General features: G+C 41.0%; 27 protein-coding genes and 1 pseudogene. 13 read left to right on the top strand and 15 right to left on the bottom strand.

What is annotated here, in order from left to right; genetic code table 11:
- The first annotated feature begins 187 nt into the window (after positions 1-187).
- Both PN838_RS08380 and PN838_RS08375 read left to right on the top strand, forming a co-directional pair.
- A complete protein-coding gene (locus PN838_RS08380; protein WP_272180361.1) occupies positions 188-574 on the top strand; it encodes a hypothetical protein in 387 nt (128 codons plus the stop codon).
- Positions 496-1,794, top strand: a complete 1,299-nt coding sequence (locus PN838_RS08375) for a glycoside hydrolase family 30 protein (RefSeq protein WP_272180360.1) — start codon at positions 496-498, stop codon at positions 1,792-1,794. The genes PN838_RS08380 and PN838_RS08375 overlap by 79 nt, the downstream gene beginning before the upstream one ends.
- 292 nt (positions 1,795-2,086) lie before the next feature.
- Here PN838_RS08375 and PN838_RS08370 read toward each other — a convergent pair whose 3' ends face one another.
- Positions 2,087-3,289: a hypothetical protein gene (locus PN838_RS08370; protein WP_272180359.1), complete on the bottom strand. Its 1,203-nt coding sequence runs from the start codon at positions 3,287-3,289 to the stop codon at positions 2,087-2,089.
- Between the two features lie 444 nt (positions 3,290-3,733).
- Between PN838_RS08370 and PN838_RS08365 the strand changes: the two genes are divergently transcribed.
- The 5 genes from PN838_RS08365 to PN838_RS08345 all read left to right on the top strand — a co-directional run bounded on the left by PN838_RS08365 (position 3,734) and on the right by PN838_RS08345 (position 8,424).
- A complete protein-coding gene (locus tag PN838_RS08365; RefSeq protein ID WP_272180358.1) occupies positions 3,734-5,149 on the top strand; it encodes a sialate O-acetylesterase in 1,416 nt (471 codons plus the stop codon).
- A gap of 205 nt (positions 5,150-5,354) precedes the next feature.
- Positions 5,355-6,734, top strand: a complete 1,380-nt coding sequence (locus PN838_RS08360; RefSeq protein WP_272180357.1) for a glycoside hydrolase family protein — start codon at positions 5,355-5,357, stop codon at positions 6,732-6,734.
- 318 nt (positions 6,735-7,052) lie between these two features.
- A complete protein-coding gene (locus tag PN838_RS08355) occupies positions 7,053-7,208 on the top strand; it encodes a hypothetical protein (RefSeq protein WP_272180356.1) in 156 nt (51 codons plus the stop codon).
- Positions 7,205-7,735: a sulfatase-like hydrolase/transferase gene (locus tag PN838_RS27130; RefSeq protein ID WP_370661098.1), complete on the top strand. Its 531-nt coding sequence runs from the start codon at positions 7,205-7,207 to the stop codon at positions 7,733-7,735. The genes PN838_RS08355 and PN838_RS27130 overlap by 4 nt, the downstream gene beginning before the upstream one ends.
- Complete coding sequence (locus PN838_RS08345) at positions 7,639-8,424, top strand: sulfatase-like hydrolase/transferase (protein ID WP_370661097.1); 786 nt, start codon at positions 7,639-7,641, stop codon at positions 8,422-8,424. Before PN838_RS27130 ends, PN838_RS08345 begins: the two co-directional genes overlap by 97 nt.
- Before the next feature lie 876 nt (positions 8,425-9,300).
- Here the strand turns inward: PN838_RS08345 and PN838_RS08340 are convergent.
- Entirely contained in the window at positions 9,301-10,233 is a 933-nt protein-coding gene (locus PN838_RS08340; RefSeq protein ID WP_272180355.1) for an alpha/beta hydrolase, read from the bottom strand.
- 351 nt (positions 10,234-10,584) lie between these two features.
- Between PN838_RS08340 and PN838_RS08335 the strand changes: the two are divergent.
- Together PN838_RS08335 and PN838_RS08330 are read left to right on the top strand one after the other, a co-directional pair.
- Positions 10,585-11,658 (top strand): annotated as a pseudogene (locus tag PN838_RS08335) (sulfatase-like hydrolase/transferase).
- A gap of 87 nt (positions 11,659-11,745) precedes the next feature.
- Positions 11,746-12,090: a hypothetical protein gene (locus PN838_RS08330; protein WP_272180354.1), complete on the top strand. Its 345-nt coding sequence runs from the start codon at positions 11,746-11,748 to the stop codon at positions 12,088-12,090.
- A 144-nt stretch (positions 12,091-12,234) separates the two neighbouring features.
- On the opposite strand, the gene PN838_RS08325 is transcribed toward PN838_RS08330, so the two are convergent.
- The 13 genes from PN838_RS08325 to PN838_RS08275 form a co-directional block, all read right to left on the bottom strand.
- Positions 12,235-12,504 carry a hypothetical protein gene (locus tag PN838_RS08325; protein ID WP_272180353.1) on the bottom strand — a complete coding sequence of 90 codons (270 nt, stop codon included), beginning with the start codon at positions 12,502-12,504 and terminating at the stop codon, positions 12,235-12,237.
- A 109-nt stretch (positions 12,505-12,613) separates the two neighbouring features.
- Entirely contained in the window at positions 12,614-13,312 is a 699-nt protein-coding gene (locus tag PN838_RS08320; RefSeq protein WP_272180352.1) for a glycoside hydrolase family protein, read from the bottom strand.
- 62 nt (positions 13,313-13,374) lie between these two features.
- Positions 13,375-14,022: a sulfatase/phosphatase domain-containing protein gene (locus tag PN838_RS08315; RefSeq protein ID WP_272180351.1), complete on the bottom strand. Its 648-nt coding sequence runs from the start codon at positions 14,020-14,022 to the stop codon at positions 13,375-13,377.
- Positions 13,995-14,792 carry a sulfatase-like hydrolase/transferase gene (locus tag PN838_RS08310; protein WP_272180350.1) on the bottom strand — a complete coding sequence of 266 codons (798 nt, stop codon included), beginning with the start codon at positions 14,790-14,792 and terminating at the stop codon, positions 13,995-13,997. The genes PN838_RS08315 and PN838_RS08310 overlap by 28 nt, the downstream gene beginning before the upstream one ends.
- A 59-nt stretch (positions 14,793-14,851) precedes the next feature.
- The gene (locus PN838_RS26250; protein ID WP_334313325.1) at positions 14,852-15,238 is read right to left on the bottom strand and encodes an alkaline phosphatase family protein; all 387 of its coding nucleotides are present in this window, start codon (positions 15,236-15,238) and stop codon (positions 14,852-14,854) included.
- Positions 15,239-15,253: 15 nt separating this feature from the next.
- Positions 15,254-15,781, bottom strand: a complete 528-nt coding sequence (locus PN838_RS26245) for a sulfatase-like hydrolase/transferase (RefSeq protein WP_334313324.1) — start codon at positions 15,779-15,781, stop codon at positions 15,254-15,256.
- 184 nt (positions 15,782-15,965) lie between these two features.
- The gene (locus PN838_RS26240; RefSeq protein WP_334313323.1) at positions 15,966-16,418 is read right to left on the bottom strand and encodes a sulfatase-like hydrolase/transferase; all 453 of its coding nucleotides are present in this window, start codon (positions 16,416-16,418) and stop codon (positions 15,966-15,968) included.
- Positions 16,419-16,608: 190 nt separating this feature from the next.
- The gene (locus PN838_RS08300; RefSeq protein ID WP_272180349.1) at positions 16,609-17,274 is read right to left on the bottom strand and encodes a sulfatase-like hydrolase/transferase; all 666 of its coding nucleotides are present in this window, start codon (positions 17,272-17,274) and stop codon (positions 16,609-16,611) included.
- Positions 17,187-17,510, bottom strand: coding sequence for a sulfatase-like hydrolase/transferase (locus PN838_RS08295; protein ID WP_272180348.1), 324 nt, complete (start codon positions 17,508-17,510; stop codon positions 17,187-17,189). The genes PN838_RS08300 and PN838_RS08295 overlap by 88 nt, the downstream gene beginning before the upstream one ends.
- A 23-nt stretch (positions 17,511-17,533) precedes the next feature.
- Entirely contained in the window at positions 17,534-17,854 is a 321-nt protein-coding gene (locus tag PN838_RS08290; RefSeq protein WP_272180347.1) for a sulfatase-like hydrolase/transferase, read from the bottom strand.
- Between the two features lie 242 nt (positions 17,855-18,096).
- Positions 18,097-18,360 (bottom strand): hypothetical protein, encoded by a 264-nt coding sequence (locus tag PN838_RS08285; protein WP_272180346.1) that lies wholly within the window; start codon positions 18,358-18,360, stop codon positions 18,097-18,099.
- 38 nt (positions 18,361-18,398) lie between these two features.
- Complete coding sequence (locus PN838_RS08280; protein WP_272180345.1) at positions 18,399-19,571, bottom strand: alpha-L-arabinofuranosidase family protein; 1,173 nt, start codon at positions 19,569-19,571, stop codon at positions 18,399-18,401.
- Positions 19,572-19,610: 39 nt separating this feature from the next.
- Positions 19,611-20,012: a hypothetical protein gene (locus PN838_RS08275; protein WP_272180344.1), complete on the bottom strand. Its 402-nt coding sequence runs from the start codon at positions 20,010-20,012 to the stop codon at positions 19,611-19,613.
- Positions 20,013-20,398: 386 nt separating this feature from the next.
- Here PN838_RS08275 and PN838_RS26235 point away from each other — a divergent pair, with 386 nt between their 5' ends.
- The 4 genes from PN838_RS26235 (at position 20,399) to PN838_RS08260 (ending at position 24,919) form a co-directional block, all read left to right on the top strand.
- Positions 20,399-20,626 (top strand): hypothetical protein, encoded by a 228-nt coding sequence (locus tag PN838_RS26235; protein WP_334313322.1) that lies wholly within the window; start codon positions 20,399-20,401, stop codon positions 20,624-20,626.
- Positions 20,608-21,951 carry an arylsulfatase gene (locus PN838_RS08270; RefSeq protein ID WP_334313321.1) on the top strand — a complete coding sequence of 448 codons (1,344 nt, stop codon included), beginning with the start codon at positions 20,608-20,610 and terminating at the stop codon, positions 21,949-21,951. Before PN838_RS26235 ends, PN838_RS08270 begins: the two co-directional genes overlap by 19 nt.
- 245 nt (positions 21,952-22,196) lie before the next feature.
- Entirely contained in the window at positions 22,197-24,377 is a 2,181-nt protein-coding gene (locus tag PN838_RS08265; RefSeq protein WP_272180343.1) for a GH116 family glycosyl-hydrolase, read from the top strand.
- An 8-nt stretch (positions 24,378-24,385) separates the two neighbouring features.
- The gene (locus tag PN838_RS08260; protein WP_272180342.1) at positions 24,386-24,919 is read left to right on the top strand and encodes a hypothetical protein; all 534 of its coding nucleotides are present in this window, start codon (positions 24,386-24,388) and stop codon (positions 24,917-24,919) included.
- Positions 24,920-25,070 lie beyond the last annotated feature (151 nt).

The raw sequence follows: 25,070 nt of genomic DNA, 5'->3' as shown, positions 1-25,070 counted from the left end.
AATCAGGCTAAATAACGTCATTAATATCCAAGACCAGAGCCACTCAACCGTCACTCACTCATATTATACCGTTGGCTAAACCCACCAAAAATTACGTCTTTCTCGTTCATACCTTGTTTCATATTAACTAAATTGCAGTTTCAACAACAAAGCAATGTGATACTGGGTAAAGCTCAACAGAGGAATTATGAAAGCAATAAAAATAATAACAATAAACTTAATGATGAGTGCGTTAGTAAGTGCTTACGGATATGCGGCTGATACTCATTTGGAGATATTTCCAGAACAACAAAAACAGCAAGTTAAATTTGGTGCGGACATTAAATTAACCATAAAAAATGTTGCCGAGGGGAACACGTCGAAAGTTATGGATAGATTTATTGAAATGGGAATGGATATGGTTCGTTTGCCATTTTTCCCATTCGTGATGTCACTGACCCATTCTATGACAAAGTGTTTAAGGTATCTGACATTGCCGAAGATAAAGGACTCATTTTGTTTGTTAGTGTTGCAAATGGCGATGGTGATAAAAATAACTGGCTACACGGGGCGCATAAGTTTTCTGACAAATTGATCTGTCAAAGTAATTGCCCTAAAACATTTTATAATATCAATTTAGCGGCCTATGCAGAGTATATGGATGCGTTTCTTGATCAAATGGCATTGCACGATGCTAAAGTCACGTTTGTCGGGCCATTTAACGAAGACAGAGGTGCGGTAAGCGATTATCAGCAAATCTGGCAACACATGCGCAATAGTGACTTTAAACGCATTGGACCGGAGCTCTGGGGCCTTGGAAATTCGATTATTGATACACCAAAGTTACTTGATCTAGTTGATGTTGTTGGCTCACATTTTTATGATGATTCGGCCAATAAAGTCGCTATTCATGACAGCCAGTGGGCTGCATTAACCGAAGCGGCAAACGGCAAAGAAGTATGGTTCACCGAAGCCACTCGTTTTGAGGCCTCTAACAATGATATGACTAACCTTCGCACGGGTTTAGAGCATATTATCCCGTCTATTCGTGGTGGTGCTGAGCGGGTGATCTTCTATCAAGCGGCTAATCGGTTTGTTTGGTACAACGGTGGTTCACGAGCTTATCGTTTTAGTGGTGTTAAGCAATTCACTAAAAATGCCATTGGAAATGTAGTGGATTCAACCTCGGATGATTATGCCGTTAAAACGGTCAGTTTTTATGAGTCCGGTGTTCTGAAAGTAAATATCACAAATGGCGAATCAACGCCTAAAATTACCTCGGTTAAATTAAAGGGGAACTTTGCCGCGCTAGGAAGTGGTTCACAGATGTTGTGGACAAACGATGTCGAAGCTGGTCTTACGGATATTGCCTTTGATGATTCAAGTTGTTGGACGATGACTGTACCGGCAAATTCTTATCTACAATTAAGTGTGCCTGTAGTTGCCTTATCTGCGTCAACTATCGAAGAATGTAGCCATATTGGTCTACCGCAAGATAGTGACTTGCCAGACTTTGATCAAGACGGCATTGCCGATTTTATTGATGAAGATGACGACAACGATTCCGTATTGGACGAATTGGACGAATTTCCATTTGATGCAACCCGCAGTGGTACTCAAGTCGAAGAAACAGAAGAAACAGAAGAAACAGAAGAAACAGAAGAAACAGAAGAAACAGAAGAAACAGAAGAAACAGAAGAAACCGTAAGTGAGGAGGTTGAAGCACCGCAAACAGAACAAAAAAGTAGCGGCGGCAGCTTCTCTGGAACTTGGGCCTTTCTAATGTTGTTGCTGGTTAGACGTTTCATCAAATAGTGACTTGAATTAGAACCACTTTGGCAGTCTCATGTCTTATTACAAATAGTTGTCAGCTAAAAATTCTATGTTTAGTGATAGAAAACGAACAATATTGGCGATTTAGGCCATGAAATAAATTGTAAATTTAGGTTTGTTTTCCGTATTAAAAGTCGAATTCGTTTTTTTGAGGGCTCAGGCAAATAATAAAAAGAGGCGCTAATATTAGCGCCTCTTTTTTGCTTTAAAGTTCGTTTGCTATTGATTAATCCACTGTGATTCAAACAATAGGCTTCTAATTAATGCTACGACATCAGTTTACTTTAACTGGCACTTGCAGATGAACGTAAGACTCTGCTGGTACGGTAACTGTCCATTGGGCATTGTTATTTAATGTATAACTGTTTGCTACCCCTTCTGACCCTGTTTCCCATACGGTACGAGTGATTAAACCATCGGTTTTATAGTTACTATCCAAATTAATTATTACGCTTTTGGTAACACTGTCAGGGTTAGTAATATTGATACTCACGTTGTTACCATCTTTAAAGCTGACTGTTCGAATATCGGCTGTATCCGCTGATGATGCTACAACGTTCCCGGTTGAGTTATTGATAAACTGCTTAAAGGCACTGAATTTATAGGCCACCTTACCACCGTTATACCAAACTAGGCGGTTTGCCGTCTGATAAACTACAACTCGTTCAACTCCACCTCTAATTGCTGGAATGATATGTTCTAATCCAGCAACGACGTTTTGCATGGTTGAGTTACCACCAACGCTGAGCCTTGTCGACTCGGTAAACCATCCAGGTGTTGTGCCAGTCGCACTTGTGAAGTTTGACCAGAGACTGTCGTGGGTAGAACGGGCAAATTGGTCATCATCATAAAAATGGGCGCCGGCGATATCAATACGATTTGAAACGTCCGCGTAAGTTGTAGGCGCAACATCTAACGCCCATGATTCAACTCCAATTCGAGAGAAGTCACTGTTGGTCATTTGATCCCATATTTTGCGGTAGTCACTATTGTCGGCTGCGTCTTCATTGTATGGCCCTAAAATGTCGACTTTGGCGTCATTAAGCGCCATGTTTTCGACATAATCGTCAAGGTAGGCCGCATATTTTGTTAAGTTCAGGTTGTATACGTTATAAGCACAATTACAAATAAAAGAGCTGTCGAATTTGTCTGCATGATGCAAATTGTTATTTAAGTCACCGTCTCCATTTGCAACACTAGCAAATATTGTCATGCCCTTATCTTCAGCCTGATCAGCGACGTCATAGACTTTATCGTAAAATACATCGTTAATATCGCGAGTCATATAGATTGGTACTCTGAGCATATCCATACCGAGTTCGATAAAACGGTCTAATACTAAGCTCGTATTACCATCAGCGACGCCTTTCAAAGTCAGTTTAACATCGGCTGCAAATTTAACGCTTTGCTGCACACTACTTGGATCAACCGTGATCTCTGCATCGGCGGCGTTCGCGAATGCTGGCATTAATGCCATCGCAACTGCCGCGTTAATCAGCTTTCTCTTGGTTTTTTATCATTGTTACTCATCCTATTGATTGTTTTTATTATTTTTATAAGCACACTGTTAAGTGTCTTTTATTTTTAAGTGCAAATTTTTATGCACCTAGATCGGTCAACAAAGTGTGTTTCGTCATAAATAAGTGACTCTTTCGATAACATCGCATCCCTGCTCAAATGTATAGGCGAGCACTTTTTATACGAAAAATCCCCACTTAATTTGGATAGATCTGATGTAACAACAAGATAGGAACTAAAAACCGTACAATGTTTGGTTGAAATATGAGCGGAAACGGCGAGGGAAAAATATTTACGGTTTTTGTTGTGTATGTTGTTTTATATTTAATAAAACATTTATAGTTCTTTAAAGTAGAAAATCGTGTTAATAAAAACACTAAACAGGGATAAGAGAGTTAATGCAATGAAACGACATTTGTTATTTTGGACACTTATATTATTTTCTAGCACCGCACTAAGTAAAATAACGGTGCCGCATATTTTTGCTGATCGTATGGTTTTGCAGCAAAAACAACATAACCCAATTTGGGGTAAGGCAACTCCTGGAGCCAAGGTCCATGTATCAATAGCAAACCAAAATTACAAAGTGAAAGCCGATAGCAAAGGCGATTGGCGTGTTAAATTAGCGCCATTGCCTGCTGGTGGACCTTATAAGCTTTCCATCGAAGGTGATTATACTGTACTTGAGATAAGTGATGTATTGGTTGGTGAAGTGTGGTTATGTTCAGGCCAATCGAATATGGAGTGGCGTGTTCAGCACATTAATCACTCTGAAATTGAATTAGCCTCTGCCAATTTCCCAGATATACGTCTGTTAAGCGTACCGAGAGTGGGTATTGATAAACCTCAATTTGACGTGGAAACACAGTGGTACAAGACAACTCCTCAGAATGTACGAGATTTTTCTGCAATTTGTTACCTTTATGGTCGTCGATTACATCAAACGCTAAATGTACCTATTGGGTTAATTAAGAATTCATGGGGCGGAACGCCAATCGAAGCATGGATCCCACGAGATGCGCTTGAGAAGAATAATGAATATGAAGAACTACTAGCGCATTGGGACAAGGTAGCGGAAAACTTTGATGAAGATAAATTCAACAAAGACCTAGCAGAATTTCAAGATTGGGTAAAAGCAGGTAAACCAAAAGGTAAAAAACTGAAAAACCCAGCTAATGTATTAACGGGCGGCAAACGGCCTGCCAATATATTTAATGGTGTAGTAAATCCGTTTATTGGCTACGGTATCCGTGGCGTTATTTGGTATCAAGGCGAGGCTAATGGCGCTCGCGGTTATCAATACCGTTCTTTATTCCCGCTGCTGATTAACTCGTGGCGTGAGCGTTGGGGTCAGGGCGATTTCCCATTCTATTGGGCTCAATTAGCCGATTTTAGACCAGAAAAAGATACACCTTCAAAATACAGTGACTGGGCTGAGTTGCGTGAAGCGCAAACGATGACACTAAGCCTTCCAAATACAGGTGAAGCTGTAATTTATGATGTCGGCGAAGCGCGAAATATTCACCCTGGCAATAAGCAAGATGTTGCAAATCGTTTAGTACGTCATCCGTTAGCCAAAATTTATGGTTATCCGATGATGGCCGACAGCCCTATGTATAAATCGAGTCGAATTAAAGGAAATAAATTTTTACTAACCTTCAAAAATGTAAAAGAAAGCTTTATGCACTTGATAAAAATGAAGTGCTTGGTTTTTACATTGCAGGAAAAGACCAACGTTTTGTCCGGGCCACGGCAAAAATTACCGGCAAAAATACGGTTGAAGTTTATAGCAACGAGATTAAAGAACCCGTCGCTGTGAGATATGCTTGGGAAGATAATCCGGTTGTTAATTTATATGACAAAATTGGGTTACCCGTCACGCCATTTCGAACTGATGATTGGCCACTTAAATCAAGAAATGTCAAAAAATAAAAATAAAAATAAAAATAAAAATAAAAATAAAAATAAGTCTGCTCTTTAAAGAGCAGACGCCTATTAAAACTATTATGAAAAAGGTAAGGACAATGAAAAAACATTTATTGGCACTAGCGGTTTTAGCCAATTTGGGGGGCTGTGCAGTAATGGAGACTGCATCAGTAGGCCAGTCCAATGTAGATTGGGCTTCTTCAATTGTAAGCAGTGAAAACGTTGAAATTAAAGACGGGAAAGCGTCGTTAGTGGGCGAATCGGGTTCGTTATCAACAGTGGTTTATAAGTCTTCTACTAAAACTCGTTTAGATCAAATTGAAATTAGCCAAGTACCTGTTTGGGACAATTGGCAGGCGGCCGGTAAAATTACGCCAAAATTTGCTAAAGATGCACCGGTTCTAATCCCTGTGAGTGAGGGTAATTATTGGTTGTTATCTAGACATAAAAAACAGCCTAAAACCGGCTATCATGCATGGCACACAACGGACATGAAAAACTGGGTGCATTACGGCCCAATTTCAAATCACGATAACCGTTGGGTGACCTCTGCTGAATACATGGACGGTAAGTTCTACATTTATTTCGACAAGCCAAATGATGAAGATCCACATTTGATCATCGATGAAGATTTAACCGATGGCAAACAAGGCAAAGTTGTAGGTAAGGTTTTTGAAGACCCAACACATGGTTCTGACATGTCGATATTTCGTGATGATGACGGCTTATTTCATTTAATCTATGAAGACTGGAGCCCAGTAGATCCAAGCAAACACGCGTGGGATTCACCGTTGGCTGGCCATGCAGATAGCCCAGACGGGATCAATGGCTTTGAACCTCATGAATATGTGGCGCCAATCGACCAAAGAACAACGGCAACAGGTCGTATCTTGCCTTATAAACCGCATCCTAATCAACTAGAGTTTGGCCGTGATCCAACGCCATATACTTATGAAGAGCACGAAGGGCCACAGGACGCTTTTGGTGACTACACAATGATTAAAGTGGGTGGCCATTATTATTTATTCTGCGATTATGACCCTCATGATGAAAATAAAAGTATGCGTGTAGGACGCTGGCGTACCGATGATATTACCAAAGAATTTGTGTGGGATGGCGAAGTCGGTGAAGGATTCCATCCAGATCCAACGGTTGGTTTTGCTGAAGGCAAATTTTACTTGTTAGTTCAACGTTCTGGCACTGACTTTATCAGTGACGGTCCATGGATTGATGGCGTAAACGTGCGTGCTGGTGTGGATACCGACAATGACGGTAAGGTGGATCAATGGACACCTTTCACTAAAGTTAAAGAGACTTACAAAGCTAAAGAAGGGTTTACTCGGGTCGTTGAGAGTACACCTGCGGCGTTAGATGTATCTAGTTTACCGGCGGGTTATCAGGTAACTCTTGAGTTTAAACTGTCTAAACATAACGACCAAAGGCCTACTATAAACGGCGTTAAAGTGACTGCACTGTAGTACAAAGTTGTTTTAACTGCTTTAAGTAAAAGCACGCTGCAACATTGCGTTGCAGCGCAATAACCAGACTTGGTTTGTGACTTTCAAAATGTGACAAACCAAGTTTTTATGTACTACGATTTTTCTTAAAACAACAACCGTTATCATTCGCCAAAGCTGTTTATAAATTGCGTGGCCGGACCGATTGGCTAGATGTTCTTCCGCACCGATGCCATAACTTGTACATCTTAAAAATTAGAAAAGGCACAATACCGATATGACATTCCAAAAAGTGCAATTCATAAAACTTGCTTGCGACTATTTATTCTCAGCTGTGTCATGCCCTTAGCTCTTTGTAACAACACGGCTCTAGCTCAATCCAAAACATCAGAATCTACTCCACAACCGCCTAATATTGTTTACATTCTTGCTGACGATATGGGATACGGTGATGTTGGTGCTTTTGGTCAAACAAAACTCAAAACCCCTATATAGACAGCCTAGCGAAACAGGGCATTAAATTTACTCAGCATTATTCAGGTTCTACTGTGTGTGGGCCGTCGCGAGCTAGCTTAGTTACAGGCTTACACACTGGGCACAGCCCAATCCGTGGCAATCCAAAATGGACAGCCTCAGGTAAAGCGGTAAGCCTTAAAAAGGAAGACTTAACCATTGCTGAAATGTTGAAAACGGCCGGATATCGTACTGCTGCGATTGGTAAATGGGGACTAAGTGAAAGTACCGATGTTAGTGATTATGAAATTGACCCTGCGATGCCTAATCAGCAGGGATTTGATTACTTTTTGGCTATAAGTACCATCGTGATGCGCACTATTATTATTGGAATAAACTTTGGAAAAACAATACGCCATACTATTTTTCAGCGAATATTCCTGAGGAAAACCAAGGGCAATATACTCACGACCTGTTTACTCAAGAAGCGTTATCTTATGTTGGCAATGCCAAACCAGATAAGCCGTTTTTCTTATATTTGGCCTACACCATTCCTCATGCGCCACTAACTGTACCTGAAGACTCACAATTAGAATATCGCGACCTAGGTTGGCCTAAACGCAAGATGAATACCAAAGGGCATTATAAACACGATGCCGAAGGTAATGTTTCTTATGCTGGCATGATCACTCGGATGGATCGAGATGTTGGAAAAATAGTCGAATTACTTAAACGCCGAGGCTTGGACAAAAATACCTTAGTCATATTTACCTCAGATAACGGCCCGGATTCGGGGAACAACTGGTTTAATAGTAATGGCGACTTAAAAGGTAAAAAACGAGACTTATATGAAGGCGGAATAAGAGTGCCAATGATTGCTTATTGGCCAGAAACGATTGCACCTAATACTGAAAGTCATCATATATCGGCGTTCTGGGACATTATGCCAACTTTTTGTCAATTGGCGAATGTTGCACAATGTCCGGCAAACGATGGAATTTCATTTGTTGCTTCACTCTTAGGAAATACCAAACAACAGCAAGAGCATGACTATCTATACTGGGAATTTAATGAGCGTAAAGGCCCAATTCAGGCGGTTCGTGCTGGCAATTGGAAGTTGCTTCGAAAGCTAAATAAAACACCGGAGTTATACGACCTAAGCAAAGATATTGGCGAGACGACAAATGTCGCAAGTGCGAATCCGCAAATTGCTAAACGACTTGAAAATTATATGGACTCTGCACGAACCGAACACTAGGAGTTCCCACTTAGACAGATGATCCACGCCAGTAAAAGAAAAAAATAAGCATAGGCTCACAAATACCAAACAAAAAACGTCATCCCCGTAGCTTGTAAAGTTAGGCAGCCTCGGCGATATTAGGGACCTCCAACCAAATGCAGAGGAATGCCATAATTCGCCCTAAATTGGCTCATAATTTCAGAACAAAAAACGTCATCCCAAAAGAGCCACGGCGATATTAGGGATCTCCAACCAAGTGTAGAGGAAGTTCATAATTCGCCCTAAATTAGCTCACAATAACCAGAACAAAAAACGTCATCCCCGTAGCTTGTAAAGTTAGGCAGTCTAAGCGATATTAGGGATCTCCAACCGAGTGCAGAGGAATGTCATAATTCGCCCTAAATTAGCTCACAATAACCAGAACAAAAAACGTCATCCCAAAAGAGCCTAAGCGATATTAGGGATCTCCAACCAAGTGCAGAGGAATGTCATAATTCGCCCTAAATTAGCTCACAATAACCAGAACAAAAACGTCATCCCAAAAGAGCCACGGCGATATTAGGGATCTCCAACCATAAGTGCAGAGGAATGTCATAATTCGCTTTCAACTGGCTCACAATAACCAGAACAAAAAACGTCATCCCCGTAGCTTGTAAAGTTAGGCAGCCTAAGCGATATTAGGGATCTCCAACCGAGTGCAGAGGACGTTAAAAATTTCAGCAACTCTGACCCCATTGGTCGGAATACATAGAGTTTTTGTTGCGGGATAAAACTAATGGCTTAGTTTCATCCCGTACAGTATGTGTTGTGGGGTTTGTGTTTACTTACTTACCTATTTAATGATTTTAATAGTTGGTTGGCCTTCTAAATACCCTAGAGACGTTAAAAATTCGTCTAATTTGTATAACGTATCGGTAAAATTCTTTTAGAGTTGTAGTTGAAGAATCCGTGTTTCCCGCCTTTATACAAATACAGTTCAGAGCGAGAACCTAATGCCTGCATTTTGTCTCGGAACGACTCAGCTGTCGCAACTGGTACAAGATGATCTTTTGTCCCTAAAAATACAATTGTTGGCGGCACATCTTTTGTTAGATTATGCATTGGCGAAAAATCCTGCCAGTAATCTTTCACGCGATTAAAGCCATAACCTGCTTTGCTATTGTCATAAACCGGGTTAAATAATGCTAATGCACTAGGCATAGTGTCGATGTTCAAATTATCATTTGGGTCGTCAAATTTTGATATGGTTGCCATAGCTACTGCCAAATGGCCACCTGCAGAACCACCTGACGCAACAATTTTGTTCGGGTCGATGTTAAATTGGGCAGCATTTGCCTTAAGCCAGCGCATTGCGGATTTAGCATCCATTACCGCTTCTTTTGGAGTCGTTTTGTTGCGACTTTTAACTCGATATTCCGCTGCAATCGCCACCATTCCACGAGAGGCTAAATATTCACTTTGGCGATAAAATTGTGCTGGACTACCACCGTTCCAACCGCCACCGAAGTAAAATAGTATTGCAGGGCGTTTTTTGTTGGTATTGCTTGATGGTGGCAAGAACACATGCATCTTAAGTTGTGTCTTCCCTATGGTTTTGTACAAAACTTTCTTGTCAGGTTGCGGCACTGGATCTGCTTTTGCTTTTGCTTTTGCCTTCGCTTTCGCTTTCGCTTTCGCTTTCGCTTTTGCCTTTGCATCTGATTTAGATGCAGAACTTACTTTTTCCGACGAAGCGTCAATAGTCGACTTTTCTACTGTCACTGCCTGTTCACTCGCGCATCCGGTAACAAATACACAAGCAAAAAGTAAACTGAATATTAATTTCATTTATGGAGCCTTTATAATTCTAATTAGTGACCTTTAAAACAAGGTTAAAACCGAAAAAGCGTAAAAATATGTATTAACTAAAGTGCATACAGATTGGGCACGACGCATTCGATTATTTGTCGGGTTCAGTTTAACTTACAATTTAAAGCCGCAAAGGTTGATACATAAGATTTTAGTGGTATTTTTTACGGTTGTTGCCAATTAAAACTGTTTTAATTTTATGGTCAATAATTTTGATAATATAAAGCACATTGGACAAGGATTTAATTTTCCAATTGCAATTTTTGCTGTGCGAATAAAAAATTATTCAACGTTATTGGTAAATAAACCGTTTTAAAGAAGAAGAACAACATGGCAATACTCCGTCAAACAGGGTACAAATTTCTCACCACTTTTACACTACTTTCGGTCCTTTCGGCCTGTAACATGTCATCGACAAAATCCGTTTTAGAGAGCAAAGTAGAAAATCCGTCAAAATCACCAACAAAACCTAATATCGTTATCATATTTGCAGATGACATGGGGTTTGGTGATATTCAAAGTTATAACACCGACAGCCTTGTGCCAACGCCTAATCTAAACGCACTTGCATCTGAAGGTATGAAGTTTACTGACGCTCATTCTTCTTCAGCCGTTTGTACACCGTCACGTTATTCATTGTTAACCGGGCGTTATGCCTTGGCGTACAGCGCTAAAGAAAGGAGTGCTTGATGCAGAGTCTCCGCTGATGATAGACACTAAGCGCGAAACTATTGCTGGCTTGCTAAAAAAGCGGACTACGAAACGATTATGGTTGGTAAATGGCACTTAGGACTAGGGGAAGGTAAACCTGATTATCGTGGCCAGTTATCACCGGGACCAAATGTTCTTGGCTTTGATTATTTTTACGGCATCCCTGCATCATTAGATATGGGACCTTATGTTTATATCGAAAACGAACACGTTGTGACGCCATTAACAGGTAATAAAATCGCAGCGAGCAAACATAGAAGAGGCGGTGGTGATGGCTTTTGGCGCAAAGCTGAAATAGGTGACGGCTTTAAACACCAAGAAGTACTGCCTAATTTAACTAAAAAAGCGGTAAGCAAAATTGCTGAAGCGGCTAACAAAGAGAAGCCATTTTTTATGTACTTCTCACTCCCTTCACCACATACACCGTGGTTACCAGCTAAAGAATTCCAAGGCGTTAGTGGTGCAGGCACTTATGGTGATTTTGCCGCTAATACAGACCATGTTGTTGGTGATGTTTTAGCTGCAATTAAAGCCGCTGGCATTGAAGACAATACGATAGTTATCTATTCGTCAGATAATGGCGCGCACTGGAAACCAAATGATAAAAGAAATATGCACATCGCGCAAATGGCGAATGGCGCGGACAAAAAGCCGATATTTATGAAGGCGGACATCGTGTACCACTTATCATAAAGTGGTCTAGTAGAGTTGAAACAAATGCCGAATCGGCTGCCCCAATTGTATTAAATGACATTGTTCGCACTATGGCATCAATTGTAGGTGTGCAACTATGGACAGGGTGCTGCGACAGACTCTTTTGACTTTTCACAGGTATTACTTGGGCAGAGCGACAAGTTTGACCGCGCACCTATGATCCATCATTCAATTAAAGGTCGTTTTGCTATTCGAGTTGGCGATTGGAAATTAGTGGAAGGCAAAGGAAGTGGTGGCTTTTCTAAACCGGCTAATATAACACCTAAAAAGGTCAGAGCCCGTTTGAGTTGTACAACTTGGCCCTTGACCCTGCAGAAAAAAATAACCTTAGCAGACAAAGAACCAGCCCGAGTAAAATCGATGTTAATTGAACTTAACGATATACGAAACCACGAAACGGTTTCATTTTAGGAAGGGAACTAAACCTTCGATATAAAAAAGCTAGGGCACTTAACATGCCCTAGCTTTTTTGCTCTAATTCACCAATCAATAATCTCTATTTTGCAATAAAAGCAAATGAACTTACTTTTATTGCACTAGAGGAATGATACGTTATTACTTAGCGTCAGCTTCGATAAACTTAATCTTAAAGACATGAGACCGACTACCATGACCCGGTGTAGAGTTAATTCCGGTAGCCATATATAAATATGCTGGCTTGCCGTCTTCAAACAAGATCTGAGGACGTTCTAGACGACCGGTTAAGTCACCACGGTAGACCGTATTGTCAGCCAATGTTTCTTTGCCAACGTAATGATCTAACGCTTCAAAGCTTCGAGTAACGTTTTCCCAAGGAAAAAACAAACCGTCATCTGATTGCCACAACAGACCACCGCCGTGTGAACCTTTTTACTGCCAAAGTCACGACTTAAAAAATAAACCGACTCATTCATTTCAAACGCGTATACATCTTCAATACCGCGCCAGTCAGGGGTCACTTGTTTAGTGTAGTTGTAAGGGCCTTCAAGCGTATCTGAAATGGCAACACCGTAGGTATATGCACCCCATTTTTTCTTTGGATTTTTTTCAGGACAGACTTGTTATAAAGAAAATATTTGCCGTCTACTTTGAGTAACGTCGGATTTGAAACCCCAAGCTTAGCGGTTTTATTCCAGCTATTTTCATGGGTGCCTTTTCGTAAAATCGTGCCATCGGGTTCCGCACCAGCAGCCGGACGCCAGTTGTCGTTTAAATCGTCTGCAACGTACATAATAATGCGCTGGGTCGCCAACTTATTGTCTTCATTAACAATAAAGCTCAGGACATAGCGGCCATCAATCTTTTTGATCGTTGGATTATGCGGAGCATTAAATTTGCCACCTTTGTCGGCCACAGCGATACCAACAAATTTAAACGGGCCTTGAGGTGTATCCCCAACATAGTGACCGATTTCACTTTCTTTAAACCAACCACTGAAGTCTTTTTGTCCATCTAGAGACCACTGCGCAACATATAAGTGAACCTTGCCATCAGGTCCTATAATCGGCGATGTGCCCCATATGTGTTTGCCTTTGGCTTCTAGCGCGACGCCAAGGTATTCATATTCTAACTTACTCGGTTTGGCGATACTCGGTGAAGGCATTGCGCTTAATATCACTGAGATACACAAGATTAACATAACTTTATACTGCATTTGTGAAACTCCAATTTAAAAAATCTGTATTTAATTTGTTTTTAATAATAAACAGCGACTATCTACCAGCTCGCTTTATTAGGGTCGTAGTTTTTATTAAGAGGCATAGTTTGGGCGCCGACTTCTAGTCGCCACTGGCGTAATTTTGATAACAACGAAGCGGTTAATTCGGGCTGTAAATGCGCGATGTTGTGCTGTTCGCCAATATCATTTTTCAAATTATAAACCTCAATTTTTTGGTCATTAAAAAATTCAATAAGTTTAAAGTCGCCATCGCGGATCGCGCCAGAAGGCTGACCTTGACGGTGATAATGTGGGTAGTGCCAATACAAGGCATTGCGATGTAATGTTGCTGTCGGTTCAAAAAATAAGTGAGAAATGTCAACGCCATCTAATGTTGATGTTGGCGTTTTTGCTCCGCTAATTTGGGCAAATGTGGGCAGCAAATCCACCGTACTAATTAATGTATCTGATGTTTGATTCGGTTTGATCTGTCCGGGCCAACTGGCAATAAATGGAATGCGAATTCCGCCTTCATAAAGCGTCGCTTTACCATTTCGAAGTGGCGCATTATCCGTTGGTCGTCCCGTATCATTTTTATCTAAACCACCGTTATCGGACAACAGGATGACAAGGGTATCTTCGGCTAAATTATTGCCATTTAAGTAATTCATCACAGTCGCTACGCTATCGTCGAGAGAATGCAGCATCGCGGCGTATTGGCTATTATTTTGGTTCGATTTAACCAATTTTTTCGTTCGTCATAAAGGGCTTTGATGTCATCATTAAAATGCACTTTGGTATGAACGCTATAGTGAGAAATCGTGACAAACCAAGGTTTGTTTTGGTTCGATATTTGCGAAATATAGTCTATTGCTTCATTGGTCAGTTGATGCACACCTTTTGGATCTTGTTTGTTATGCACGCCATTGAGACTAAAATCTTGATGTCCGGCGTCGAAACCATGGTATTGCGCTGCGATATTTTTTTCGCTGTCTTGTTTTGTTAATGGTCTATCGACAAACTCTTTAAGACCCTTTATATGCCATTTACCAAACCATGCGGTTTTATAGCCGTTATCTTGCAGGACTTCGCCTACCGTCAGATCCTTTGCCTTAATGCCATCTAAATTCCATGCAGGAACTGAGTATTTTTCGTTTGGATATTGCCATCCTAGGATCCAGTCGGTGACGTGCAATCGGGCAGGGTGCTGGCCGGTTAATATGCTCATACGTGTTGGTGAACAAATATGTGCGGCGGAATAGGCTTGGGAAAACTTGATGCCGCTGTTGGCAAGTTGGTCTATGTTTGGTGTCTGATAAAAGTCACTGCCATAACTCGATAAGTCTCGCCAGCCAAGATCATCAACTAGGATCATCAGAATATTAGGCTGTTTACTCGTTTCGGTTTGCGCAATCGCACTCGACATAAAACTAATACAGCTATAAAACAACAGTAAACTGATTAAGGGCTGTTTCATTTTACATGTCCTATATGGTATCCCCTTAGTGTTAACTAAGGGGATGTTGTTTCTTAACGCTAATAACGGCCTTGGATGATTTCATCAAGACGTCTTTGAAGCTTTGACGCTAACTCTGGATTTTCTGCAGCAAGGTTGTTCAACTCATCAGGATCGGTTGATAGATCATAAAGTTGATCCTCGTTTACGTAGCCGCCTTTAATTTTTTTGGATTTTATAAAATTCGGCTTTTTGTTCGATTTAGGTATGAATTTAAACTGGTTATGGCGCAACGCCGAATTCCCCAATGACTCTTCAATCAAATCAACTCGGCCATTTTCTGATTTGCCTAACCAAACAGAAAGCTGATCTAAACTGTCGACAGCCTCATCATCGGCTAATTTGACGCCAACCAGTTTCGCCAATGAGCGGTAAATATCCATTTGTGAAACTAACGCATCGTTCACTTGTGGCTGAATGGTTCATAGCCAGTAAACGAGCGTTGGTACACGTGTTCCAGCTTCTAAACGACTGTATTTGCCACCGCTAAATGGTCCCCCAGGTTTATGGTCGCCAAGCATATTCGCGGCATCATCAAAATATCCGTCAAACAAAACTGGGCCATTGTCACTGGTAAAGATGATCAAGGTATTTTCAGCTAGTCCTAAGTATTCAATTTCTTTTATTATACGGCCTGTGATCCAGTCCATTTGAGCAATAGCGTCACCACGTGGCCCCATTGTGCTTTTACCTTTAAAACGAGGATGAGGCATTCTCGGTACGTGAATGTCGTGAAATGATTTAAATAAGAAGAATGGTTTTGCTTTATTTTTTCTAATAAAATCAATGGATTTTTCGGTAAATACTTCTGCAAAATCTTCGTCTACCCAATGAGCCGCTGTACCGCCATCCATGTGACCTATGCGACTTACACCATTTACGATGGTTTTGTTATGTTGGCCATCCGCTTTATAACGAAGCAGTTCTGGATTTTCATAACCAGTTGGCATATCGCCAATTTTTTCTTGTAATTAACTAATAGCGGATCGTCTTTTTGCAAGTTAACGACATTGTGATCTTCAACATAAACCGTTGGTACTCGGTCGCCTGTAGCAGGAATCAAAAAGCTATAATCAAACCCTATTTCGAGCGGGCCCGGTTTTATGGCTTTATTCCAATCTAGATTGCCATCGCCTAAACCAAGGTGCCATTTACCAATAACCGCGGTTGTATAACCCGCTTTTTAAACATGGATGCCATAGTGGGTTTGCCCGGCTGAATTAATGCAGGAGCATCGCCTTTTAAAATTTGCGCATTATTTCTAAATCCATGTTCCCCGGTTAATAAAGAGTAACGTGACGGAGTGCAGGTAGCCGCAGAAGAATGGCCGTCGGTAAAACGAATGCCGTTTGCTGCAATACGATCAAGCTCCGGGGTTTCAACGCCTTTTGCGCCGTAACTGCCTATGTCGCCATAACCTAAGTCGTCAACATAAAAGATAACAACATTTGGCGTAACCTTATGTTTTGAGCCCTCGGGCATCACATTATCATTCATAGTGCTAGTTGCGTTTTGAGATGATTGCCCACAGCCTGACGCCAGCGCCGCTAGCGTCATCGCAAACAATATTTTTAGTTGCGCTTTCATTACCTTCCCTTATCTTGAAGTAGTTTTTTATTAGTATGATTTAGAGTGAATTCTGGATCAAATTTGGGGTTTAGCTCTGTTGGAATTGGCGCATTTATGGCAGTGCGCCAAGCATTAAGGTCTTTGCTTAAGCTATTAACTATTTTAGGTAGATAAGGCGCTAAATTTACATGTTCACCTAAATCATTTTCTAAGTCATATAACTCAAATACGTTATCTTCGAGAATAATGGTGTAGCTTCCATTTTCCTTGGCGCATAGTCGAGCCTTAGCCGAGTTCGAAATAGCGGGTCGCGACTTTGATCGGCGCTTGCATTGTAAGCCTGTAAATAGATAGGGAAATGCCAGTATAGGTTTCTGTTTTCGAGTGTTTTGTTGTCAAACCAAAGTGGTGATAAATCGCTTCCGTCTAACGTTTGTTTACTCACATCTGCATTGATAACGCTAGCTAACGTAGGGTAAAAATCAGCATTTATGACTGGGGTTGCATCGGTTCTTGGTGCAATACGACTTGGAAAAGAAACAACAAGTGGCACACGTGTTCCACCTTCATAATAACTGCCTTTGCCGCCTCTTAGTGGGTCTTGGTATGAAATAGAACGGATCCCACCGTTGTCTGAAGTAAAGATAACAAGGGTATTGTCGAGTAGTTTTTGCTGCTCTAACGAACGCATTATTCTGCCAACGTTGATGTCCATTAGTTCTACCATTGCAGCAAACGTGGCGTGTCGTTCATTGCGAATAAGCGGGTGATTTAAATACTTTTGTTTTACCGACTCGGTTGCTTCAAGAGGGGTATGAACCGTGTAAAAGGAATGTAAGCAAAAAATGGCTGCTCTTTGACCGCCGATATCCAATCGATAACTTCGCTAGTAAGGCGGTCAGGCAGATATTCTCCGTCAGGGCCATCGGTGATGAATGGTAGGTTATAGGGACTAAAATAGGTTTTTGGATGTCCCTTTTGATACCCCGCCACATTGTGATCAAAGCCCTGTGTTTTAGGATCTAGACCCAAATGCCATTTACCAAAATTGCCCGTGGTATAACCTTGTTTCTGAAACATTTCAGCCATGGTAATGACATCGTCTTCCAAATCATTCGTATTGGGCTCTGGGATCAGCTTACGTGTTTTTCATTGCCACGAGTTGAAGGCGATACGGTATAAACACCGTGACGCGGCGAATATTGGCCACTCATCAAAACCGCTCGACTGGGAGCACAGTTCGCAGCACCGGCATAAGCATCGGTAAAGGTAAGTCCTTTAGTTGAAAGGGCATCAATGTTCGGGGTTTGAAAAACACCAGAGTGGTCGTTATAGCCAACATCAGCCCAGCCTAAGTCGTCAACTACGATCATGACCACATTTGGCGTCTGTGCTGAATAAGCATTAAAGCAACAAATCGATAGGAAGAAACTTACAATAGAGAGCGTTCGCATTGATGTGTGTAATTTTTTGATTATATTGGTTAATAACAAAAAAGCGGGCTGAACCCGTAAATTTGTTGCCAACATAAACGGTTGTTTAGGATTAAACCTGTATTAAATCAAAAATCAGTTAAAGATGTTTCGACGATTGGTTTGAAATAAAGTTAGGAAAGTTAGGAAAGTTTACTAAATTGGTGATTTTATAAAATGCGCCAGCTTGCGGTATAGGCAAGCCTTAGCGCATTGAATTGACGTTACTCTGTCTGCGGTGACCACTTAATTATAAAGGTTGCACCCGGTTCTACAGTTATATCAAAATCTGTATTTGCTCGCTTCATAGCACCTAATGGTTCAAGTGTAATAGCGTTAGGATTTGACTTTGAATTATCGATAAGTGGATTGCCAACCGTCGACATCAATGCCCATACTTCTGCCTTCATTGGCGTTTCTGTTTTAAATCCATCCATCGTAATTTTAGCAACCGTTCGCTTTCTGTCAGAGGTATTCGTTAATACCACCCCAACGTGTTTTTGATCAGGGCTGACACTAGCGGTCGCTAAGATTGCAGGTATTTTTTCCTTCTAAATTTGTTTTGAGCGCCACTGACTTCAACTTTAACAAACTGCTGTTGCATATGTTTGGCAAATATTTCAATAGGGAACGCACGTGAGCGTATTACGCCGTCATCGTTAACCATAGGGGTATTGTTATTGAGAAATAAGGAATGACCCATTAACGCGGCAACGTCATCACTGTACTCGTTAATTACGGTATGCATAATTGCCAATTGGTTTATGTGATTTTTTAAGCCATATTCGGTTAACCAAATTTGCTCTTTACCGGTTAACGATGGGTTATCGTAGTTGGCATTCCATTCTTTGATTTCTTCAATTTTGTGGCCGATGCCCAAACCTGCATATATTGCTTGCGTATAGTTTTTATGGGCTTGTTTAAGGTCTCCAGGGTAATAATGCTTGGCAATACCGTCAAAAGGTTGTTTCGCTTTGGCCATATGTTTAAAGAATGACTTTTTCTCGAAACTAGAAATGATTTGAATCGACGGATCTACCGCTTTCATTTTATGGTAATAGTCGATAAATCCTAGTTGTTTACCTGTGAGGTAATCCAATTTAACAAACTCATTACTCGGTGGGATCATGCCGTTGACGCCATCGCCAAATGTAATTTCACCGATTTTAGTGTCTAAAACGTAATGTTTATCTTTAGCGCCGGATTGCTCAAAACTTGAGACTCTTTGCCATAAGGTTCCATCAATTCGAAGGTTAAAAGGTTGTTTAGGGTCGTGCAAACTCACCGGTGCAAACTTCACATAGAGTTTTTGATTTGCCGCTGTTGTGGTTTTTATATGGCTGTCTTTCCAACTTGTTTGTGCTGCAGCTTTTTGACTTTTGAAGTATTTGTAGCCACCAAAAACATATCTATCGGCATCGCCAAACGCCAACATGCCATTGGTTCCTTTAGCATCGTCTTTTTCGACATTTGCATTACCACGTTTGCCATCGAGTTCCGTAGGATAGGAGCCCCAGTTTAATTCCCAGTTACCAAAGACTTCGTTGCCAATTTCCCAATATTTAATACCGTAAGGTTCAACATGGCCATTTTTGGCACGTTCTGCGGCCCAGTCTTTGCCACCATTAGGGTTTTCCCCGACTTTCGCATTCATGTATTCCACCCAATCGGCGGCGTCTTCAGGCGTTTCATATCCCATAAGCAACCATGATCACGCCGTGAGTAAAGCTGGTGGTTTCTAACAAGCGTCCAAATTCATCAGGGCCAAATTCGTTTGACCGATTACTTTGATTGTTACCACTGACATTATCAATACGTTGAGAAACAGGACCAATTGCTCGTTTCCATTTATATAAGTTAGCTTCAGAACCCCTAGGAAACGATATGACTGTAAGCCCAGTTTTTTAGCTGCATTCATTTCAACAGGATCAAATTCGCCATTGGCTTTTAAAATGCCCTGACCACCTTTTGGGTAGATGTTATTGCCACCATAATAGAGGGGATTTTGTTGTCCTATAACATCGCTAACGTTGATTTCAACTTTAACCGTTTGGTCGGCGAAGCTGAACATGGAAACAGTAGAAATTAATAAGCCTGCTATACAGGTCTTAACTGACAACATTTGTTTATTGGAAGACATAATGGGTTACTTATTGTTATTTTTTAATAGTAACAGTCATTTTAGAAAAACCCGTAAATTATCAATAGAGTTTAACGCTCGCTATTACGCTCTTTGTTCTGCATATAATGACACAGACTCTAGGCAATTTGTCGGCGTACTAAATTGTTTATATAAAAGAATTTATTAGGGATAATCTCAACTTTATTTAACAAAATTCAACTTTTTTACGGGTTTAGTTTCCTTACAAGGTTTGTAATTCAGAGCTGGCTATTAGCGCTGGTAATGAGCGACAACTTTAAGTAGCAAATTTAAGAGCTAATACATTAATTGTTAATATATAGGCACATGATAGATCGATACCTCAGTGTCTAAATTACTATGTATCGAGAGTTAGGGTAAATTTTATGAATTTGAGCAATTTATTTGCATTAACAAGCTTAGCGGCATGTTTGAGTCTGGCTGGTTGTTCTGGTGCTTCTAAGAGTGAAAGTGACACAGTAGCTAACGTAAAACATGATAAACCTAATGTTATCTATATTTTGGTAGATGACTTAGGTTATGGCGACATTGAACCCTTTGGTCAGGAAAAATTAAAACGCCAAATCTGCAAAAAATGGCAAATGAAGGCATGACCTTTACGCAACATTATGCAGGTAACACCGTTTGTGCTCCTTCTCGTGCAGCTTTGATCACAGGTCAACACTCTGGTCATGGTCAAATTCGTGGTAACTATGAACTTGGCGGATATGAAGACGCCGAAGAGTTTGGTCAAATGCCTTTGGTTCCAAATTCACCAACTATTGGTAAATTAATGCAGAAAGCGGGTTATGAAACTGCGCTTATCGGTAAATGGGGCTTAGGTGGACCTGGTTCTTATGGTTTACCAACCAAACAAGGTTTTGATTACTTCTTTGGTTACTTAGACCAAAAACAAGCGCATAACCATTACCCAACACATTTGTGGAAAAACGAAGAGTGGTTCAAATTGGACAACGAGTGGGTTCATCCACATGCACCATTCCCTAAAGGTGCAGATAAAAATGATCCGTCTGTTTACGAACAGTGGAAACGTCCAGACTTTGCTCAGCAACGTTTAACCAACGAAGCACTAGAGTATGTTGAACAAAATAAAGACAAGCCGTTTTTCTTATACCTAGCTTACGCTGCACCACATGCGGCTTTACAAGCACCAGATGAAGAAATTGCAAAGTATGACTTTGAAGAAACGCCATATGACGGTTCAACAGACGGCGGTTATTTACCATCGTTTAAACCAAGAGCGACTCGTGCAGCAATGATTTCGCATATTGACGAAGGTATTGGTCAATTGATGGCAAAACTTAAAAAGTTAGGTCTTGACGATAATACATTGGTTATCTTTACGAGTGACAACGGTCCAAGCCCTGAAGGTGGTGCAGATCTTGAGTTCTTCGAGTCTACAGGTGAACTTCGAGGCATCAAACGTGACCTTTATGAAGGCGGTATCCGCATGCCTATGGTTGCTCGCTGGCCTGAAAAAATAAAACAAGGCGTGCGTAACGAACATATTTCAGCATTCTGGGATGTTATGCCGACATTAGCCGACATCGTTGGAACTGAAGCACCTAAAGAAACAGACGGTATTTCATTTTTACCAGCACTTACTGGCGAAGGTCAACAGCAGGAACACGACAATTTATACTGGGAATTCCATCACTGGAATGGCACTCATTCACAGGCCGTGCGTATAAATGGTGTTAAAGGTTCTGACTGGAAAGCGATCCGTTATTTCAACGGCAAGAAAGGTAAGCAACCTAAAGTTGAATTGTTTGACCTAACTAATGATCCAAGTGAATCAACAAACCTTGTGGCTAAACACCCTGAGATTGCATCACAGGCATTAGAGTTAATGGACAATTCACGTACTCGTTCATTTATCGATACTTGGAACTTCGATTATTACAAAGGTAAGAAGTAACTTATCTCTGAGTAAAACTATTTTTTTAGTTGTGTGTGTTTTGGGGTGCCTTTTGGCACCCTTTTTTACCTACTGCTGAATTTGCCATTTGGTAAAAAAGCATAAGTTAAAAAACATAGTTAACAAGAAAAACAAGAACGGCGTTAATAATGAAATCGAAGGTTACGGCGTTCCCATAAAGTAGAAATCAATAATAAAAAGAACCACATAATTTGGTTGTTAAAAAACAGCGTAGTGAGGGGAACATGGATAATTCAATCGACAAAAAACAATCATGCTGTAATACATCGAATCACAGCGAACCCGAGTCTAAAAGCCGTCGACAGTTTGTAAAAGGAAGCGGATTAACGGCATTAATGTTAATGGCTGGCAGTCGCAACGTTATGGCCGGCCCATTTAATATGAAAGACTACAATGAAATTATCCCAGCCGATAAAAAATTAAGTAAGCAATGGATAGCCAGTTTGTATGAACGTGGTAAAGCCATGACAGCAACAGGGGATAATTTAAAATACATTGGAATGCCAATTAATGGTATCTGCACTGGGCAGGTCTATTTGGGTGGTGACGGAACTTTATGGCGTTGGAATATTACCGGTAAACGAAACGTTAAAAAAGAAAACCCGAGAGGCGAACGATACTTAGACCCAGATGTTGCTGAGTCACCACTCAACCAAGGGTTTGCAATTAAAGTCGATGGAAACGTGAGGACATTGGATTCAAAAGGCTTTGAGGATGTTGTTTTCACAAACCAATATCCTATGGCGAACGTAGATTTTAAAGACAGCAACTGTCCAATAGATGTCGCACTGCAGGCATACACACCTTTTATTCCTCTAAATCGTGACGATTCGAGTCAGCCAGTTATCGTTATGAAATATACCTTAACTAATCGTTCATCAGTGGTAAAAGACACCACTATTGCTGGTTGGATACCTGATGTTATTGAAGTCGAGAAAGAAGATAAACGTTCAGTGTCTAAAGCGTTTGTATATAGTGAGTTGGATTCAATAGCGACAGTCGAGAGTTATGCGTTAGTCGACTCGACTCGTAATGACGAATTTGGTGCTATGGCAATTGGTCTATTAAATCAAAAGAGCCCGAGCCTGATTAACTTATCCGCTGAAGCTGCGAGACCCGATTCCGTGTTCTGGCCCACCGGGAAAAAGACCAAAAATGGCGATGTTGTCAGCCATCAATTATCTGATAAACAATGTGGCGCACTTGGCCATAACGTAAGGCTTGAACCCGGTGAATCAAAGACAGTGTCATTTGTTTTATCTTGGCATATACCGATGACAAATTATGATATTGCGTTTGGTCGTAAAAAGAGCAACAAAGTATTTGCGCCCAATCATTATGCGACACTGTCAACATCGGCTTCTGATGCGGCAAATAAGTTAGCAAAAAGAGAACAACAACTTCACGCTAATACGCAAAAGTGGACGGACACATGGTACGACTCAACTTTGCCATATTGGTTTTTAGAGCGCACGTTTTTAACTGTTAATTGTGTTCAAACTGAAATGGGGCAACGCGTTGCTCAAACAGACACAACGCCTGAACATTACAATTTTTATGAAGGTGTTCGATGCTGTCCCGGCAACTGCACTCACGTTTTTCATTATGCTCAAGGACTAGCTCGGATATTTCCGTCAATCGAAAGAGAGTGTCGAGACAAGATTGAGTATGGCTTAGGGTTTGACGAGCAGACTGGCGTTATGCATCACCGATATTCAAATACGAAATTTGGTGATGCCATCGATGGTAATTGCGGCACCATTATTCGCGTTTATCGTGAACATCAAATGACAACCGACTATCGTTTTTTAAAAAGTATATGGCCACGGACTAAGTTGTCTATGGAACATGTTATTGAAAAATGGGATGCAAATGAAGATGGAATGTTGGAAGGGCCGCAACACAATACATTGGATGAACCTTGGTATGGACAGGTTCATTGGTTGATCAATCTTTACCATGCATCGCTAAAAGTTAGTGCCGTTATGGCGCGCAAGATGAACGAGCCAAAACTCGCTGAGCGTTACGAGTCCATTGTCGCAAAAGGCGTACCTGCCATGGTGGAGTTATTGTGGCGAGAAGATTTTGGTTATTTTATTCATAAATCAGGACCCGGTGAAAAAGAAAAACATGGTTCTACTAATGGCTGTCACATTGACCAAATCCTTGGCGATTCGTGGTTACTGAATGTTGGCATTGATAACATTTTGCCAAAAAACAAAATTAAACAAAGCTTAGAGTCACTTTGGAAATACAATTTCACGCCGGACGTCGGCGCCTTCAGAGCTAAGATCACCGAAGGTCGTTGGTATGCAGGAGAGGGTGACGCAGGCTTGGTAATGAGTTCATTCCCTTTCGGTAAAATTGAACCTAAAAGCGGTAAAAAAGTTACGCCGGTTATCTAAACGAATGCATGACTGGATTTGAGTGGCAAGTAGCTGCCCACATGATTTGGGAAGGGATGGTTGAAAAAGGACTCGCTATTGGCAAAGCAATCAACGACAGGTATCAGCCAGAACTCCGTAATCCCTATAATGAAATAGAATGCAGCGATCATTATTCGCGGGCAATGGCAAGTTATGGGGCTTATACCGCGATGTGTGGTTACCAATATGACGGCCCAGACGGGTTCTTGGCATTCGCACCCAAATTGCAGCCTGAAGATTTTCGTGCGGCATTTACTGCTGCAGAAGGTTGGGGCAGTTTCATCCAACTTAAAAATGGTCGTCGTCAAATCGTATCTTTAGATCTTCGTTACGGTCACTTGGCATTGAATACGCTTAAATTGGCAAAACTCGATGGTGTTCAAGCAAATCAAGTTGAAGTAACTATTGATGGGCGCAGTGTTGATGCTAAGTTAAATAATAATGAGGGAAGTTTAGTGGTTACTTTTGAACAGGGACTGACGCTAAAAGAACATCAAATGTTAACCGTGGAGCTTAGCTAGCGGTTTACTAGATTGAGCCCACAAATGATGGCAAGGTGCGTCCCATTCAATGATTGGATTTCGCCTAGCCTGTGTTATTTACAGTGTTATTAGCAGTGTGATTAGCAGTGTTATTAGCAGTGTTATGTCGAGGCTCTACATTAAGCGATTT

The sequence above is a fragment of the Psychrosphaera algicola genome (assembly GCF_028401425.1).
Lineage (GTDB): Bacteria > Pseudomonadota > Gammaproteobacteria > Enterobacterales > Alteromonadaceae > Psychrosphaera > Psychrosphaera algicola.
This window is presented reverse-complemented; position numbering and strand designations above follow the sequence as displayed.

What these genes read in the sequence shown, in the direction of transcription:
- PN838_RS08380 (WP_272180361.1), top strand. Translation starts at nt 188, where the DNA reads ATGAAAGCAATAAAAATAATAACAATAAACTTAATGATGAGTGCGTTA.
- PN838_RS08370 (WP_272180359.1), bottom strand. Translation starts at nt 3,289, where the DNA reads ATGGCATTAATGCCAGCATTCGCGAACGCCGCCGATGCAGAGATCACG.
- PN838_RS08365 (WP_272180358.1), top strand. Translation starts at nt 3,734, where the DNA reads ATGAAACGACATTTGTTATTTTGGACACTTATATTATTTTCTAGCACC.
- PN838_RS08360 (WP_272180357.1), top strand. Translation starts at nt 5,355, where the DNA reads ATGAAAAAACATTTATTGGCACTAGCGGTTTTAGCCAATTTGGGGGGC.
- PN838_RS08355 (WP_272180356.1), top strand. Translation starts at nt 7,053, where the DNA reads ATGCCCTTAGCTCTTTGTAACAACACGGCTCTAGCTCAATCCAAAACA.
- PN838_RS08340 (WP_272180355.1), bottom strand. Translation starts at nt 10,233, where the DNA reads ATGAAATTAATATTCAGTTTACTTTTTGCTTGTGTATTTGTTACCGGA.
- PN838_RS08320 (WP_272180352.1), bottom strand. Translation starts at nt 13,312, where the DNA reads ATGCAGTATAAAGTTATGTTAATCTTGTGTATCTCAGTGATATTAAGC.
- PN838_RS08315 (WP_272180351.1), bottom strand. Translation starts at nt 14,022, where the DNA reads ATGCTGCATTCTCTCGACGATAGCGTAGCGACTGTGATGAATTACTTA.
- PN838_RS08310 (WP_272180350.1), bottom strand. Translation starts at nt 14,792, where the DNA reads ATGAAACAGCCCTTAATCAGTTTACTGTTGTTTTATAGCTGTATTAGT.
- PN838_RS26245 (WP_334313324.1), bottom strand. Translation starts at nt 15,781, where the DNA reads ATGCCAACTGGTTATGAAAATCCAGAACTGCTTCGTTATAAAGCGGAT.
- PN838_RS26240 (WP_334313323.1), bottom strand. Translation starts at nt 16,418, where the DNA reads ATGAAAGCGCAACTAAAAATATTGTTTGCGATGACGCTAGCGGCGCTG.
- PN838_RS08290 (WP_272180347.1), bottom strand. Translation starts at nt 17,854, where the DNA reads ATGCGAACGCTCTCTATTGTAAGTTTCTTCCTATCGATTTGTTGCTTT.
- PN838_RS08280 (WP_272180345.1), bottom strand. Translation starts at nt 19,571, where the DNA reads ATGGGATATGAAACGCCTGAAGACGCCGCCGATTGGGTGGAATACATG.
- PN838_RS08275 (WP_272180344.1), bottom strand. Translation starts at nt 20,012, where the DNA reads ATGTCTTCCAATAAACAAATGTTGTCAGTTAAGACCTGTATAGCAGGC.
- PN838_RS26235 (WP_334313322.1), top strand. Translation starts at nt 20,399, where the DNA reads ATGAATTTGAGCAATTTATTTGCATTAACAAGCTTAGCGGCATGTTTG.
- PN838_RS08270 (WP_334313321.1), top strand. Translation starts at nt 20,608, where the DNA reads ATGGCAAATGAAGGCATGACCTTTACGCAACATTATGCAGGTAACACC.
- PN838_RS08265 (WP_272180343.1), top strand. Translation starts at nt 22,197, where the DNA reads ATGGATAATTCAATCGACAAAAAACAATCATGCTGTAATACATCGAAT.
- PN838_RS08260 (WP_272180342.1), top strand. Translation starts at nt 24,386, where the DNA reads ATGACTGGATTTGAGTGGCAAGTAGCTGCCCACATGATTTGGGAAGGG.